13 protein-coding genes are annotated in these 16264 nt (G+C 52.1%); 7 read left to right on the top strand and 6 right to left on the bottom strand.

All coding sequences use genetic code 11. The features are described from left to right. Together NNL38_RS17545 and NNL38_RS17540 are read right to left on the bottom strand one after the other, a co-directional pair. Positions 1–1023 (bottom strand): fumarylacetoacetate hydrolase family protein, encoded by a 1023-nt coding sequence (locus tag NNL38_RS17545; protein WP_255391728.1) that lies wholly within the window; start codon positions 1021–1023, stop codon positions 1–3. Between the two features lie 58 nt (positions 1024–1081). Continuing rightward, the gene (locus NNL38_RS17540; protein WP_255391727.1) at positions 1082–2212 is read right to left on the bottom strand and encodes a homogentisate 1,2-dioxygenase; all 1131 of its coding nucleotides are present in this window, start codon (positions 2210–2212) and stop codon (positions 1082–1084) included. 319 nt (positions 2213–2531) lie between these two features. Between NNL38_RS17540 and phhA the strand changes: the two genes are divergently transcribed. The 5 genes from phhA (at position 2532) to NNL38_RS17515 (ending at position 7627) form a co-directional block, all read left to right on the top strand. Beyond that, complete coding sequence (phhA, locus tag NNL38_RS17535) at positions 2532–3383, top strand: phenylalanine 4-monooxygenase (protein WP_255391726.1); 852 nt, start codon at positions 2532–2534, stop codon at positions 3381–3383. Then, positions 3376–3726 carry a 4a-hydroxytetrahydrobiopterin dehydratase gene (locus tag NNL38_RS17530; protein WP_255391725.1) on the top strand — a complete coding sequence of 117 codons (351 nt, stop codon included), beginning with the start codon at positions 3376–3378 and terminating at the stop codon, positions 3724–3726. The genes phhA and NNL38_RS17530 overlap by 8 nt, the downstream gene beginning before the upstream one ends. 295 nt (positions 3727–4021) lie before the next feature. After that, the gene (locus tag NNL38_RS17525; protein ID WP_255391724.1) at positions 4022–5374 is read left to right on the top strand and encodes a paraquat-inducible protein A; all 1353 of its coding nucleotides are present in this window, start codon (positions 4022–4024) and stop codon (positions 5372–5374) included. Continuing rightward, positions 5367–7031: an intermembrane transport protein PqiB gene (gene pqiB, locus NNL38_RS17520; protein WP_255391723.1), complete on the top strand. Its 1665-nt coding sequence runs from the start codon at positions 5367–5369 to the stop codon at positions 7029–7031. Before NNL38_RS17525 ends, pqiB begins: the two co-directional genes overlap by 8 nt. After that, on the top strand, positions 7031–7627 hold the full coding sequence (locus tag NNL38_RS17515) for a PqiC family protein (RefSeq protein ID WP_255391722.1): 597 nt from the start codon (positions 7031–7033) through the stop codon (positions 7625–7627). The genes pqiB and NNL38_RS17515 overlap by 1 nt, the downstream gene beginning before the upstream one ends. A gap of 63 nt (positions 7628–7690) precedes the next feature. Here the strand turns inward: NNL38_RS17515 and NNL38_RS17510 are convergent, their stop codons facing one another. Continuing rightward, positions 7691–8686, bottom strand: a complete 996-nt coding sequence (locus tag NNL38_RS17510; RefSeq protein WP_255391721.1) for an NADP-dependent oxidoreductase — start codon at positions 8684–8686, stop codon at positions 7691–7693. Positions 8687–8879: 193 nt separating this feature from the next. On the opposite strand from NNL38_RS17510, the gene NNL38_RS17505 reads away from it, so the two are divergent. Further along, the gene (locus tag NNL38_RS17505; RefSeq protein WP_255391719.1) at positions 8880–9308 is read left to right on the top strand and encodes a MarR family winged helix-turn-helix transcriptional regulator; all 429 of its coding nucleotides are present in this window, start codon (positions 8880–8882) and stop codon (positions 9306–9308) included. A 123-nt stretch (positions 9309–9431) separates the two neighbouring features. On the opposite strand, the gene NNL38_RS17500 is transcribed toward NNL38_RS17505, so the two are convergent. After that, a complete protein-coding gene (locus NNL38_RS17500; protein ID WP_255391718.1) occupies positions 9432–9647 on the bottom strand; it encodes an acetyltransferase in 216 nt (71 codons plus the stop codon). A 218-nt stretch (positions 9648–9865) separates the two neighbouring features. On the opposite strand from NNL38_RS17500, the gene NNL38_RS17495 reads away from it, so the two are divergent. Further along, entirely contained in the window at positions 9866–12505 is a 2640-nt protein-coding gene (locus NNL38_RS17495; RefSeq protein WP_255391716.1) for a hybrid sensor histidine kinase/response regulator, read from the top strand. Positions 12506–13140: 635 nt separating this feature from the next. On the opposite strand, the gene NNL38_RS17490 is transcribed toward NNL38_RS17495, so the two are convergent. Together NNL38_RS17490 and ylqF are read right to left on the bottom strand one after the other, a co-directional pair. Continuing rightward, positions 13141–14316 (bottom strand): MFS transporter, encoded by a 1176-nt coding sequence (locus NNL38_RS17490; protein ID WP_439651410.1) that lies wholly within the window; start codon positions 14314–14316, stop codon positions 13141–13143. A gap of 793 nt (positions 14317–15109) precedes the next feature. After that, positions 15110–16063, bottom strand: coding sequence for a ribosome biogenesis GTPase YlqF (gene ylqF, locus NNL38_RS17485; protein ID WP_255391714.1), 954 nt, complete (start codon positions 16061–16063; stop codon positions 15110–15112). Positions 16064–16264 lie beyond the last annotated feature (201 nt).

Below are 16264 nucleotides of genomic sequence, written 5' to 3'. Positions count from 1 at the left end.
TTACACCGGTTTGTGGTGGTTGAGATCTTCGTCGTGGTAGCGATGATCATAGCGCACGACTTTCTGCTCAATCGCCCCGAAGATAGACTGACCGGCATCATCGAACATTTCGATTTTGATGGTATCGCCAAAGCGCATGAACGGGGTGCTCGCCGAGCCGTTCTCGATCACTTCCAGCATTCGGCGTTCAGCCAGGCAGCATGAGCCGCTGCTCCGGTCTTTGTTCGATACCGTCCCCGAGCCGATAATGGTTCCGGCGCAGATATGCCGGCTTTTGGCGACGTGCTGGACTAATTCGGCAAAGTTAAAGGTCATATCGGTCCCGGCATGGGGCTGACCAAACAGCTCGTTGTTGTAGTGGACGGTCAAACGGTGATGGACCTTGTAATCGTGCCAGCTGTCGCCCAGCTCATCCGGGGTGACGGCGACGGGCGAGAAAGCCGAAGCCGGTTTGGACTGGAAGAAACCGAAGCCTTTGCCCAGCTCCGCCGGGATCAAATTGCGTAGCGAGACATCATTGACCAGCATCAGCAGCTTGATATGGCCGTGCACTTCCTCGGTGCGGGTGCCCATATCGATATCGTCGGTGATGATTGCGATCTCGCCTTCAAAGTCGATGCCCCAGTTTTCATCCGCCATCTCGATATCCTGGGTCGGTGCCAGGAAGCCGTCGGACATGCCTTGGTACATCAGCGGATCGGTCCAGAAACTTTCCGGCATTTCAGCGCCACGCGCTTTTCGCACCAGTTCGACATGATTGACATAGGCGCTGCCGTCCGCCCATTGGTAGGCGCGGGGCAGGGGAGAGGCGCACAGGGCCGGATTAAACGGGAAGACATCCTGCGCCACGCCGTCATTGAGATTGCGGTAGAGGTGCTGCAGATCGTTTTCAACTTGATCCCAGTTATCGAGCGCAAACTGTAAAGTCGGGGCGATATCATGGGCATGGACGGCCTGGGTTAAATCACGGGAAACAACAATCAGTTGTCCGTCCCGGCCATGGTTCAGGGAAGCTAGTTTCACACGCAACTCCTTTATTGCAGTGGTAAATATCCGTATTGCTGAGGCGCCGAAGCGCAAACTATTTCTTGTTCAGCCATGAATAAACGTAGTCTTTATTTTCAACACCTTCAGGTAATTCCGCGAGATCCAGCGGATGGCGAGTATCGATCATCACGGCAACCTCGTCGGTTTCCTGCTTCGGACTTTCCATACTGGCTGCTAATGCTTTCGGGTGCGGGCCGTGGGAAAAGCCGCAAGGGTGATGGGTGATCATCCCGGCTTCTATGTTGTCACGGCTGAAGAAGTTGCCCCGGTGATAAAACAGCACTTCATCGTAGTCATCATTGTTGTGGTAGAACGGCACTTTAAGCGCGCCGGGATCGCTTTCAATCGGGCGGGGCACAAAGGTGCAGATCACAAAGCCGTCGGCAACAAAGGTGGTATGCGCTGAAGGCGGCAGGTGGTAGCGGTGGCTCATCAGCGGACGGATGTCACGCCAGTTAAGCTTGAATACGGTCAGGTTGCCTTTCCAGCCCTGAGCGTCGAGTGGGTTGAACGGGTAGGTAATAGTATTGAGCTGATTGCGTGCTTTCAGCATCACCTGCCATTGCTGATCGCCGCTTTGCTGCGCCAGAAACGCGTCATCAATGCGGGCGTGTTCGAGCACGGCCGGATCATAAACGGCATGCTGGCCGACCAGCCCCCGATCGGCCATTTGATAGCCGCTGTTGGTCGCCTCAATTAGGAGCATTGTTACCGGCTCATCGACCTCGATGCGCCAGCTGGTGGCGCGGGGCAGGACGATATAGTCGCCGTCACGAAACGTCAGGTGGCCGTAGTCACAATAGAGGTGGCCGCTGCCCTGGTGAATAAACAGGACTTCGTCACCATCACCGTTGCGCACCAGGTGATCCATCGAACTCCGGCAGGTCCATACGCGGAATTTTACATGCTGGTTGTGCAGCAGCAATGAAGCATCCCACGGGGTGTGTCCGGGCTGTTCCAGTTTGTTGGTATCGATGGCACGCGGGCGGAGCGGACCGTCCCAACTGATCCAGCCGGTCGGCGGGTTGGCGTGGTACATGTGGCTGGCCGGACCAAAAAAACCTTCCTTGCCGCATTCTCGCTCAAACGTCCCATCCGGGAGATCACAGTGCGCCTGTCGCGAGGCTTTTCCTTCAATGATTGGAAACTGAAACCAGTGCCGCATTGCTTCATCCTTAGGTTAATGTTTTGTTAACTCAGTACATTAAATCTGGCTGACTCAAACCGAACAAGCAACTTACTTGTTGATTTTTCCCTCCAGCACGCTGTGCGGAATTTTTTACATAACTCGCTCTTTCTCAAGGTGATCTTGGCCTCGCTTCTGCGCCGGGTTCATACGGGGTGAGTCGTGGGGTAAACTTTTGTTTGATGTAAAAATATTGTTACGCGTGGTGTTTTTACGATTCTTATCATTGGGTTCCATTCGGGCAGCTAAACCACCTAACCTTAATGCAGACGGAAGATATTCTTATAAATCCACAGGGATGTCGGGTTATATAACACGACAAGAAGCAGGTTCGTTTATGGGTGTTGCCACAAAGTATGTATCCAAAAAGCCTGATGAAAGCGGCTTTATTCACTGGAGTCCGGAAGAAGATCAAATCTGGCATGATCTGGTCAGCCGACAGCTGAGTTGTATTGAAGGCCGGGCGTGCGATGAATATATCGCCGGGCTCAAGTTGCTCGATCTGCCGCGGGATCGCGTCCCGCAGCTGGAAGAGATCAGCCGGGTTCTGCGCCAGGTGACCGGGTGGGAATGTGCCCGGGTTCCGGCGCTGATTGATTTTGACCGATTCTTCAAATTGCTGGCCAATAAGCAGTTTCCGGTTGCGACATTTTTACGTCGCCGGGACGAGTTTGACTATTTGCAGGAGCCGGATTTTTTCCATGAAATTTTCGGTCACTGTGCCATGCTGACCAATCCGGCTTTTGCAGAATTTACCCACACTTACGGGCGGCTGGGTTATGCGGCCACCAAACAGGAGCGGGTATATCTGGCACGCTTGTACTGGTTTACCGTGGAGTTCGGGTTGCTCAGGCGTCCGGACGGGTTGCGTATCTACGGCGGCGGGATCTTATCGTCACCGGGTGAAACTGAATATGCCGTGTCTGGCGACAAGCCGGTTTACCGGCCGTTTGATCCGGTGGATATTATGCGCACACCGTACCGCATTGATATTATGCAACCGATCTATTTTGTCCTGGATGAGATTGAACAACTGTATGAACTCGCTCATCAGGACATTATGAGTATGGTTCACCAAGCAATTGAATTAGGCTTACATAAGCCAATGTTTCCACCGAAAGATAAGGAGGTTGTGGGAGACTATGTCTGATTTACATGAATTAAAATGCGAAGCCTGTCAGATTGATGCGCCGTTGGTGACTGCGGATGAGCGGCGTGAGCTGGTCAAAAGTATTCCGGCTTGGGAGATTATTTCCCGTGACGGGATCGATCAGCTCGAGCGGGTGTATACCTTTAAAAACTTCAAACAGGCCTGGGCGTTTGCCGATCAGGTGGCCGAGCTGGCTGAAGCGGCGTTTCACCACCCGACGATTACGCTGGAGTGGGGTAAAGTGACGGTTTGCTGGTGGAGTCATTCCATTAAAGGACTGCATAAGAATGACTTTATCTGCGCGGCGAAAACGGACCGGGCACATGCTGCGCTGACAGCTTGACGGCAAGGGATGGATGCTGTGGTATCCACATTAAATGTATGGCTATCAAAATATTCACTATACTTTGAGTTAGGACGATTGGTATAACTAGACGTTCACTTTATCTTGCTAGACTTAACCTCCCACCGGGAGGTTTTTTATTGCCCGCCTTTTCGTTCACCATTTATTCCCTTCGGCCTGATCGGGCTTTCGCATCTACGCTGAAGGTCTTGGCATCAATACTCGCTTTTTACAGAGCTTACCTATACTTAGATCGTTTGGCTCAGGATGAGATGCGATTAAATGAAGGCAGAATATGCGTGAAAACGCCTCCCCGGATGTGCTGGTAGGTTGTGAAGAGTGTGGCCTGGTAACAGTGCTGCCCGAGCTGGCTGGCGGGCAGAAAGCGACTTGTCCACGTTGTGGCCATTTGCTGGCGAAACACATTAGTTTGCCGCTTCAGCGCCCGCTGGCATACGGGATCGCCTGCCTGATCATGCTGGTGCTCAGCATCAGTTTTCCATTTATGTCGTTCAGTGTGCAGGGGATCAGTCAGGAGATCACCCTGCTACATGCTGCCCAAATGCTCAGCCAGTTCCGTAACAGCCTGCTGGCGATGTTGCTGCTGTTGACCGTGGTGATTTTGCCGGCCTGGTATATTTCGACCGTGTTGTATTTGTACTGGCTGGCCGGACGGCGTTGTCAGACGACGGAGCCACCGCAGGTCTCGGCGTTTCAAAAGCGATTGTGCCGGCTGATGTCGGTGATCGAACCCTGGCTGATGGTGGATGTGTTCCTGATTGGGGTGCTGGTGAGCCTGATCAAGATTGCCTCGCTGGCTGATATCGGGCTCGGGATGTCATTCTGGGCGTTCTGTGTCTACACCCTGCTGGTGGTCAAATGCGTGTCGATGGTGGATCGAACCTGGCTGTGGTTGCAGCTCGAGCCGATGGTTCCCGTACCCGATGTGGTGCCGGGTGACAGTCATCACTCGGTCAATCATGTCAGCTGTCATTGCTGCGCACAGCTGAACCCGCTGCCGGCGCCAGGGACCCACGCGCGTTGCGTGCGTTGTCATGGTCGCTTACACCCGTTCAACCCCAGACAGAGTTTGCACCGTTCCTGGGCGCTGCTGATCTCGGCGGTGGTCTTTTTTGTTCCGGCAAACCTTTATCCGATGATGATTACGGTGAGCTTGGGTAAGGAGGAGGGCTCAACCATCATGGGGGGGGTGATGCTGCTGTGGCAGTTAGGCTCTTATCCGATCGCCATGGTGATCTTTCTCGCTAGCATCGTGATCCCGCTGGCGAAAATCCTGGCATTAGGCTGGTTATATGTGAATGCGCAGCGGGTCGGCAGTCAGCGCCAGGCCATTTTACAACTTCGGCTGTACCGGATGACGGAGCTGATTGGCCGCTGGTCGATGATTGATATTTTCGTGGTTGCGATCCTTGTTGCCCTGGTACAGCTGCAAAACCTGATGGCGATTTTCCCAGGCCCGGCTGCGCTGTCGTTTGCCTGTGTGGTGATTTTGACCATGTTGTCGGCTATTACTTTCGATCCGCGCCTGTTCTGGTTAGATAACCGGCCCGTGTTTCAGGGGACGGGGGCAGAGCCGGAGCGTTCCCATCCGGAATTAACCCACCATCAAGAGAAGCTGCATGAGTGAAGAAAATCAGCCGGAACAGGCGCAAGTGAATGAGCTTAAACAGGTATCGACGATATGGCTGGTCCCGGTGATCGCCTTGGCCATTGGGATCTGGATGTTGGTGCAATATGTGGTGAGCAAAGGACCGGAAGTGACCTTAATCCTGAATACGGCGGAAGGTATCGAGGTCGGCAAAACAGAGATCCGGGCTTTGAATGTCCGGGTCGGGGTGGTTACGGATGTCCGAATTAACCAGGACTATTCAGCGATCATCGCGACGGCCGAGCTGGATAAAGATGCCGAGCGGATGCTGAAAGAAGACACTTTGTTCTGGGTGGTGAAGCCCCGAATTGGCAAGGAAGGGATCTCCGGGCTGGATACATTACTTTCCGGTGCTTACCTTCAGCTTCAGCCGGGGGTCAGCAAAGAGGAGAAAACCTCGTTCCGGGTACTGGATATACCGCCTGTTGCACCACCGGATGCCAAAGGATTGCGGTTGGTGCTCTATCACAATGAAGCCGGAAAGTTAGGGGTTGGCGATCCGGTATTATATGAAGGGTTCACCGTAGGGCGGGTGGAGAAAGTCACGTTTGACCCGAAAAGAAAACGGGCCAATTATCAGCTGTTTATTTTTGAACCCTATAACAGCTTGATTCGAAAACGGACGCGCTTTTGGCTCACGTCCGGGGTCGAGCTGCGGATGTCTGCCGAAGGGTTCAACCTGAAAATCGGTTCGATTGAATCGCTGATCACCGGCGGGGTGAGTTTCCGGGTGCCGCGGGGGAATGATCCCGGCAGCTTGATCACCGACAATATGTCCAGGTTTCGGCTCTACGATAACTTGAAGGAGGCTCGGGAGCGATTTTTTGATGAGTACCTGGAATATGTGATGTTGTTCGATGAGTCGGTGCGCGGGCTGTCGGCGGGCGCACCGGTTGAGTATCGTGGAATTCAGATCGGGACAGTCCGGCGGGTACCGCTGGAAATGCCCAAGGCGCTGGAGGGTTTTGCGACTAAACAGATCCCGGTGCTGGTACGGATTGAGCTGGGGAGGGTGTATCCGAACCTGGAGGTGGAGCAGTTGCCCCGGATCAAGGAAAGGTTCGAGAATGAGTTTCAGGCCGGGTTGCGGGCATCCCTGAAAACTGGAAATTTGTTGACCGGTGCATTGTTGGTGGATATGGAAATTCATCCTGATGAAGTCATGCCCAAAGAGCGACGGTACGGGAAATACGATATTTTTCCGACCAAAGCGGGGGGCTTTGCTGAAATTCAGAAACAGATCAGCGCTATGCTGAACAAGGTGAATGAAATGCCGGTTGAAGACACGTTGCTGACCTTGAATGACAGCCTGCAGGCATCACAGCGCACGCTGCGAGCGACGGAAAAAATGGCCAATGAACTGGCGATATTACTGGCCCGAAAAGAAACCCAGGCGATCCCGGGAGAAATTCGGGAGAGCTTGCAGCAAATCCAGAATACCCTGAATGGGTTCGGACCGGATGGCGCGCCTTATCGTAGCCTGGAGCAGGCGCTTCATCGTTTTGAGCGAGTGATGGTGGAATTGCAGCCGGTACTTCGTCAGATCAATGAAAAGCCGAACTCACTGATTTTCTCAGGGGAGAAGGCCAAAGATCCGATCCCTGTCGGACGGCAACAGTTTGAGGGGCAACAATAATGCGACAATGGATTTTGGGCGGCATGATGTGTGCCCTGTTGATAGCAACGGGCTGCAGCAGCGAACCGGTGGCCATGAGCAGCACCTACTTGTTGCCGGTGACCGGAACCCCCGGGGTATCGTTTCAGCCGGCAGGGCGACCGTTGCTGGTGGTTCGACCGGTTGAAATGGCGGCGCATTTGGCGGGGAATGGTTTGGTCTATCAGATGAGTGACACGGAAGTGGTGCAGGCGCAGCAGAACCTCTGGGCGGAGAGCATCACGCAGCAGCTGACCCGGCGGATCAATTCAGATCTGCGTCGTAAACAAGCCAGGTACTGGCCGACAGAGTTGACACCGGCGCTGGCAACCCTGGACGTGCCGCGTGTTCAGGTTCGGTTTAATCAGTTCAACGGCCATTACACGGGGGTGGCGCAGGTCAGTGGAGAGTGGTTGTTGCTGGATGCGCACGGCGTGTTGCTGGGTGGATATCCGTTTTCCTACCAGATGCCGCTTGAGCAGGATGGATATGTCGCGCAAGTGAATGCTCTGGCGGCTGGGGTGGATCGGCTCACCAGTGATATCGCCCAGAGATTAGTGCTCACATCGCGCGAGTGAAAGCTGACGGGCCTTAGGGGACCCGTCAGATCACTCAACATAGATCGAATGCAGTTCGAGGCGTTACAGCTTGACCAGCATTTTCCCCTTGTTTTTGCCTTCGAACAGGCCGATAAAGGCTTCCGGCGCCTGCGCCAGCCCCTCATAAATGGTTTCGTCCCATTTGATCTTGCCCTCGCTGATCCATTGGCCCATCTGTGCAGCAAAGTCGCCATAATGTTGCCAGTGATCGAAGACAATGAAGCCCTGCATCTTCAGCTTTTTAACGATAAGCATACCAATGTTGCTCGGGCCTGGCTGTGGCTCGGTGGCGTTATATTGTGAAATCATTCCGCAGACCGTAATCCGGCCGAATTCATTCATATTGTTGAGTGCAGCTTCCAGATGTTCGCCACCAACATTCTCAAAGTACACATCAACCCCTTGCGGGGCTGCTTGCGCCAGGGCTTGCGTCAGATCGCCTGCCGTTTTGTAGTTGATTACGGCATCGATGTCCAACGCTTTCAGGCTTTCTGCCTTTTCATCTGAGCCGACAGAGCCGATCACGGTGCAGCCCTGTAGCTTGGCAAGCTGGCAAGCTATGCTACCGACCGCGCCGGATGCGGCTGATACAAACACTGTATCTCCCGGTTTCAGTTCAGCAATGCGGAACAGGCCGGTCCAGGCTGTCATGCCCGGCATTCCCATAATGCCGAGGAAGCTTTGCAGTGGCAGCGAGGTTGCCGGAATGGCCGTCAGCCCTTGGCCATCGCAAATGGCATGGCTGCGCCATCCTTGCATGTGGCTGACCTTGGTCCCAACCGGCCATTGGTCATTCCTGGATTCGATGATTTCACCGATGGCACCACCTTCTAACACGTGATTAAGTTGAAACGGTGGCACATAGCTGGCTCGGTCAATCATGCGACCCCGCATGTAAGGATCAACTGACATCCACAGGTTTTGAATCAGCACCTGGCCGTCTTGAAGCGGCGCGAGCTCGCGCTCGATCAGGGAGAAGTTGTCTGCGGTGGGGGTGCCTTGCGGACGGGAGGCCAAATGGATCTCTTGTGATTTCATAGCTCGCCTTCTTAACGTGACGTGTCGTGATGTTATTGCTCCGCAAAAGTTTTGCGCGCAAAGTAATTGTGGGAATACACTAACCTGTGAACTTCTGGTTGGCAACACCTTTGCGTGAAAATATTTTGTGTGCAAAATATTTGTCCAGGCGTCGTTTTGTCGTAACATAAGCGGGATAGCGCAAGGAGTTTTCATGTCACAACAATTATCAGATAACGTCTGTTTCGCTCTGTATACCGCAACCAATGCGTTGGTGAGAGCCTACCGACCGGTTTTGGATGAGTTTAATCTGACTTATCCGCAATACCTGGTGATGCAGTCACTCTGGTATAACAACGGGGTCAGCTTAACGCAGTTGTCGCAGGATACCCGCCTGGATCCCGGAACCTTGACGCCGATTGTCAAGCGCCTGGAAGGGAAAGCCTTGCTGACCCGCAATGTTTCGCCTGACGATGAGCGCAAGAAAGTGATTAATCTGACCGAAACCGGCTATGCGCTGCGGGACAAAGCGAAGAACCTGACCCGCCAGTTAGAGCAGGAGTCGAAGATGGATCCGGACAAGGTTGAAGAACTCCGCCTGCATTGTCTGGAGCTGGCAAAAAATCTCCAGCAGGGAGCATAACGGCTTTTTAGTTCAGGATGTAAAAGGCACGTTATGTGCCTTTTACACCAAGATGGTAGGGTTGGCCGGCGGCCAACAGCAGGGTGGCTACATCGCTGTACCGAAAGTTGGCAAATAATGCGGTTATTTGTTGCCGACACGGTAGTAGCCGTTTATCCAGCATTCAGGCAGTTCTTCTCCGGAAGGAAACGCTAATTCTTGTTTGTCGATGGTAACAGGATCGGCAAGATCTTCCCCCGACTGAAACTGCACGGTCACATGCCGCGAGAAGGGGTTAATCAAGGATGCCATATCAACGACATCGACTAAATCCCCAGTCCGAGCCTCTTTCAAAAACATAGCAAGCCCCTCCACTGTGTCAGATTGGTTTCACGCTAACGGTTTAAGTATGGTTGATTTTGCCGAAATTGGTTGTGGTGCCGTAGCCTGATGTTTTTCAGGCGGTTCGCTCTCATAATGCGCGGCCAATCATGTTCATTTTTGTGATTCCTCCTAAGCTTAAAGTGTTTATGCATCGGCGAGAATAAAAAGCTCAGGGTTCTTTTCAAGGAGAAGATATGAACCTGATGAATCATCTATCGATTAAATCCAGACTATTGCTATTGGTGGTCTGCCCGCTATTGTTTAGTTCCTGGCTGGGAGGAATCGCGCTTTCCGATCTCTATCACAAGGAAAAGTCGCTGAATATGTATAGTGCGAAAGTTCAATTCGCCGATGATTTATCGCGTTTGGCGGCGCAGACCCATCAGCTGAAGCTGAACCAGCTCTATCAACGGGCAGATGATGACACACAGCAGCAACTGGCGGCAATCTTACAGGTATTGAAGGCTCAGCTTGACCAGGCGTTTGACGCGGAGCAACATCAAGAATTCGTGCAAATACTGGAAGAGACTCAAGCCTTGCTGGACGATTTTGCCGGTGTCGGCGAGGAAGACTTCAACAGTTGGGTGGGCTGGATGACGTTGCTGCAGGAACAGTTGTTTCAACGTCTTGAAAGCGAAGGAAGCGAAAGCGCAATTCCGGAAGTCGAGCATCATTTGGCGGCACTGTATCAGCTGATCTGGTTTCAGTTCTGGGCCGGGCAGGATAACTGGTATGCCAGTGTTTTATCCCTTTACCCGGAGCGGGTCAAAGGACAAGCGCAGAAACTCTGGGTGGCGAGGGAGAAGCAGGCATTTTACATTGAACGGTTTTTAAGGCTCTACGCTACCCCGACGCAGGTTCAATTTCTTCAACGCAGTTTTTTCAATCCTGCCTTTGTTCAGTATGAACAGCCACGCGCATTCACGGAATCGGATGAAGACCTATTGAATCGGCTTGAACAGAGTGAAGTCGGTTTCCAGCAGGTTCAGGATGTGACCGGGCAAATCCGCCAGCAACTGGTTGGTGAAATCCAGGATTTAGTACAGCACATCCGATGGCAAATGGTGCTGATTGCCAGCATGGTTGTGATGGCTTTTCTCTTGATGTGCTATTTGGGGGGGAATATTGCGGCTCGGTGTTTCACTGCCGTCAACCGGATTCTGGCCACATTAAAAAAGATGGAACATCAGCCGCTGGCCCGGCAAGACTCCAGGGTATTAATCGATGGCAATGATGAGTTTACTGCTTTTTTTCAGCAGCTGAATGGGCTTATTGAAGAGCGGCGCGTGAATCAGAATAAACTGCTTCATGCCAAAGAGCAGGCGGAGCAGGCGAATGTGGCAAAAAGCTCATTTCTGGCGAACATGTCGCATGAAATTCGCACGCCGCTCAACGGAATCATCGGGATATCTGAGCTGTTGGAAGAGACCCAACTCAACGCGGCGCAGCAAGAATATCTCAGTACGATTACAACTTCATCTCATACCTTGCTGCTTTTGATTAACGATATCCTCGATGTGTCTAAAATTGAATCCGGTAAGCTGTTCTTGGTGCCGTCGGTGACGGATGTCAGTGAAGTGGTATATGACACTGCCAGTATTATTCTGCCGAAAGCGAATCAAGCCGGCCTGCGCCTGGCCGTTGAATTAGATGCAGAGCTGCCGCGCTCTGTACTGGTCGATGAGCATAGGTTACGGCAAATTCTGATGAATTTGATGTCTAACGCCGTTAAGTTTACGGCTGAAGGCCGCGTCTTGATCCAGGTCCGTTGTGAGCCCCTCACTGCCCGACAAGTGAAATTAACCTTCTTGGTGGAAGATACGGGGATCGGGATTGAGCCTGAAAAGCAGACAGAGATCTTTGCGCCCTTTATTCAGGAAGATGGCACCATTACCCGCCGCTTTGGCGGGACTGGTCTGGGGCTGGCGATATGCCATCAACTGGTAGCGCTAATGGGCGGCGAAATGAGTGTGGAGTCAGAGAAAAGTGTTGGCAGCCGGTTTAGTGTTCATCTGACGGTCGATGTGGCGACGGCGCAAGTTCCGGCAGATGCTCAAGCAAGCGGGGTTTCCTGCTTGTTACTGGGCGATGATCCGGTTGTTGTTGAGCGTCTGGAGGTTGAAATGCAGCGTTGGGGCATGCGATCGGAGCATGTACCGGCGCTTTCTTCCTCGACGGATTTATCTGGCTATTCGTGTGTGGTGTTGTTCTCATTGCCGCCACCGTTATTACGACAATACATTTCCCAGCTCAGGGGGCTAGCACCCAAGTTAGCCCTGGTGCTCTGTTGTCAGCATGATGATCAGTATCAGGACATTGATTTGCCGATTGATGGTCTGCTGGTGCAGCCGTTGTTCGGCCAGCGGCTGGTGAGGACAGTCCTTGCCGCGATCGAGCAAGTCCAAGGTCGACGTGTTGCGGAACCCGAGTCAGTTGTACAGACACCCGTTGAGACCACCCATGATTTGATCCTGGTTGCTGAAGACAGCCCGGTCAATCAACGGGTGGCCGCATTATTTCTTGAAAAGGCCGGTTTTGAGTTTGAGCTGGTGGATAATGGGCAAGCGGCCGTGGAAGCGGTAAAAGCCGGAAAACCGTATCGGGCAGTTCTGATGGATTGCATGATGCCGGTGATGGATGGCCTGGCGGCGACCCGGGCCATCCGTGGTTGGGAGCAGGAAGTGAGCGCGGAGCGCAAGTTACCGATTATTGCCGTGACAGCCAGCGTCCTGGATGAGGATATACAGGAGTGCTTTAACGCGGGTATGGATGATTATGTTGCAAAACCATACCGAAAAGAAGTCCTTATCGAGAAACTAAAAGCCCTGAATTAACCGTTTGTTTGGGGCTTTGGGTTGATGCGCCATCAATTGTTGGGGTGATTTGTGCGAGATCTCTTACAGATGTGTGGGAAATGCAAAATAACAGAATAAGTAATCACCGCTAAAAACTGATTATAGTCTTTATATTTCAGTTGCTTATGATGATTCCTAACAATTTTATAAAATATTTCTGGGAAACTGTGATCTGAGTACGTTGTATCTACTGAGAATTAACGTAATCTTAACGCCGTCGGAAGGAACTGACGGAACGGAACAGGAACAATGCCAAGGATGATGGCAACCTCAGGAAGAGGGCGGTAAATCAGGATGACTTATCGACAGGGACTGTGAAGGGATGCTCGGATGGAGCCGAGAAGGCAAATAGGATTTTTGCCGGTCAGGACGACAAAGGACCACTTCAGGATGAAGTCAGGGACACCTCCAGGAAGGAGAAGAGAGTCGAGACAGGATGTATCGACGGGTCAAGGTAAGACCGCCAGGACATCTCTGGGATAGAGATAAAAGGAACCGCTGAAGGAATCAGCATAATCAAGGAATGATGCAGGGAGCACTAACGTAGCCGGATTGCTGCATGTAAGACCTAAGGGCGCGACATGATGTCGCGCCCGCTCTTTTTCTGGCCTAGTCTAACTTGCCAGCGCAGTATCACTTCGTTTCGCACTGGCCAGCAACATATAGATGCTGGTTGCCAGCAATACAATAAAGAAATAGTCCATTAATCCATTCGACGGATTTGCCAGCGGCTGCTCCAGAAATGAACCCGCCCCAATCGGCCCCAGTGCTGAGCCAACGCTATAGCTGAACAGCATGACTTGAGTTGCCGCCACGATATAGGCAGCATCTAACTTCTCGCATGCCAGGGTGATCGCAACCGGATACAAAGCGAAGGCAGACATACCAAGTAGCGCTAGTGCCATAGCCAAGACATGAAAGTCGTTGGTGAGGTAGGTGAGGCCAACCGCAAACACGCCCAACAGCGACACCAGTGCCAGCAGCAGGGTTTTACTGATCACGACTGACAGCTTGCCGATGATCGGCTGAATCGTCATCCCGCCCAGGACAATTGCGGCCATCAAAACGCTGATTTGATTGGGGTCGAGTTGACTCTGTCGCAATGACAGTGGCATGAGGCCGTAAATCGTCCCCATGACAATACCTGAAACCACGCAGCCAATGATCGCCGGTTTATTCAGCCGGGCGATGTCTTTGAGCGACAGGCTTAAATGGGCCTGTTGTTTCGGCGGCGACTGGCGCAGCATAATCGCCGGTAGGGTGGCTGTCAGCAACAGGGCCAGAACCGCAATGAACGGGCCGAACCCGTCAACGCCAATCACGCCGACCCCTAACTGACCAACGGTTGTGCCGCCGTAGAGCGAAGTCATGTAGATCCCCAGCCGTTTGGCTCGCTGTTTTGGACAATCGCTGATGAGCAACCAGGACTCAACCACGACAAAAATACCAGCGACGGCCATGCCTGCGATCAGACGTGCCAGTAACCAGGCATCACGATTGGCAAACAGGGGCAGTACAATCACGGTTGAGGCCAGTAAGAGCAAAAAACTGACAAAGGCAGCCCGGTGGCCCATTTTACTGATGATTGGCTCGATCATCATTGAACCGATTAACAAGCCAATATAATACGAACTGGCCAGCCAGCCGGCGTACTGGCTGTCAATGCGAAAGCTGCTCAGCGACAGCGGAACTAAGCTCATCAAATATCCGGCTGCAATCGCAAACACGGTTAAGCCAGCGACAGGCACAAAGATCCCGGTGCTGGATGGGGAAGTAGTGTTCTGGATCACTACCGTCATCTCCAAATTAAGGTGTTGATTAATAAATCTATCTTATGGTTTTTGGCAAGCCGGAGCTTAGGACGTTTGCTGGAAAAGCAGACGCCTTGAGATAAGTTTTGAATAAGATAGACAGGGTGAAGCGCGGCACTGACTGACTGGCGCAGTCTGTGCAGGATTCTTTTGGCGTGAAATATGAAGGGGATTATCTTTTTCGTAAAGTGAGAAAAACTAATGGTTTCGAGAAGTTTATATTATTGATGATGAAAACTTTTGTGTTGTACTTATTTAAAAATACCATTTCTAGACAAGTATTAAATTCAGATTGATTAAAAACAATGATTTAAACGATTATTTCAGCTCATTCAGCCTGTTGTGAATCATGAGTCTTTAGAGTTATAACCAATAAAAGGTCAATGCTTGTAAAGAATAGTTTCGCAACCCGGATCGGTGTGTTTGGACTGATGTACTCGGGCTGTGGAAAGAGAGGATGAGAGAAAAGAGTGCAGCGCTTCGTGATTTTGGTGCGGGACTCAAAGAGGTGTATGCCTAAGTTGCTGATTTTGAGTGGACATAAAACTGGCATTCCAGTTGCTTAGATCACAGTGGCAGTATCAGGCTGGTAATGACTTGAAGAGGATGACCAGCGGGAAGGGCTGTCGTAGCTATGGTACATCATCCTTTGTCATTTGGCATACAGGTGCTGCTCTCTGTAGCGGGAGAACGGCACCTGCTTTTATAGCGGGTCTGTTGAGGACCATGCGAGGATCGAAATTACACCCCACAATATGCCCAGGTGCGGGGGTTATCGCTTGTTTTTCAGGTAGCGCTTGCGGCGTTCTTCTTTTTTCTTTGCCTTTTCTTCGGCTTTGCGTTCTTCCTCAATGGCGACGTTGATCAACTCTTGAGTGATCATCTCCGGACGCTCCAGGGTAATTTTCCCCAGGGTGCCGTTGCGTAGCTCATTGATCAGGATTTCAGATGCTTTGTGCAGATCAACCCGTCCACCGCCTTTGAGGCAGCCCCGTTTGCGGCCGATTTCTTCCATCAATTCAATTTCAGTTTCCGGCAGTTCGTCATCCAGGTTATACCGCGCCTTGATGAGCTCGGGGTAGGCATCTTTCAGGTATTCGATAGTGAAAAAGGCTACATCCACGTAGTCCATCGCGGTGTCCTTGACTGCGCCGGTGGCTGCCAGACGGAATCCGCTGTGTGGGTTTTCAACTTTCGGCCACAGAATGCCCGGCGTATCGGACAAGACAATTCCGTTTTGCAGGTTGATCCGCTGTTGCTGACGGGTGACTGCCGGCTGGTTTCCGGTGACCGCCACGCTGCGGCCTGCCAGGGTATTGATGATGGTTGATTTGCCGACGTTCGGGATCCCCATGATCATGGTGCGAATATTTTTGCCCATTTCTTCCCGGTGCGGTGCCAGCTTGCGGCACAGATCCATGATTTTGTTCACTTCACTGATATTTTCCGTGGTGATGGCCAGTGCTTTTACACCCTGCTCTTGCTCGAGGTGATCGATCCACAGTTGCGTCATTTCCGGATCTGCCAGATCACGCTTATTCAGAACTTTGACGACAGGCTTGTTGTTTCTCTCACGAAAGCTCTTGATCAGCGGGTTCTCGCTACTGAAAGGAATACGGGCGTCCAACACTTCGATGATGACATCGATTTTCGGCAGGACTTCTTCGATTTCTTTACGGGCTTTGTGCATGTGGCCCGGGAACCACTGGATTGCATTGCTAGACATTTGAAAAATAACTCTTTTTTATGGCTTGTTGCTGATGGGGTGCGAAATGAGGCAAGCACACAATCACTGACCGGGTGGTGTCTGGTGTTTTGTCAGCCAGACTTGCCGTGAACACAGTGTCAGTCCCATCAGGTTACCGATTAACAGGCCATTGAGACCCTTGGTTTGAAAGGGAGTGTAGCGCACTCGCCACCAGACATA

Source organism: Photobacterium atrarenae (assembly GCF_024380015.1).
Taxonomy (GTDB): Bacteria; Pseudomonadota; Gammaproteobacteria; order Enterobacterales; family Vibrionaceae; genus Photobacterium; species Photobacterium atrarenae.
This window is presented reverse-complemented; position numbering and strand designations above follow the sequence as displayed.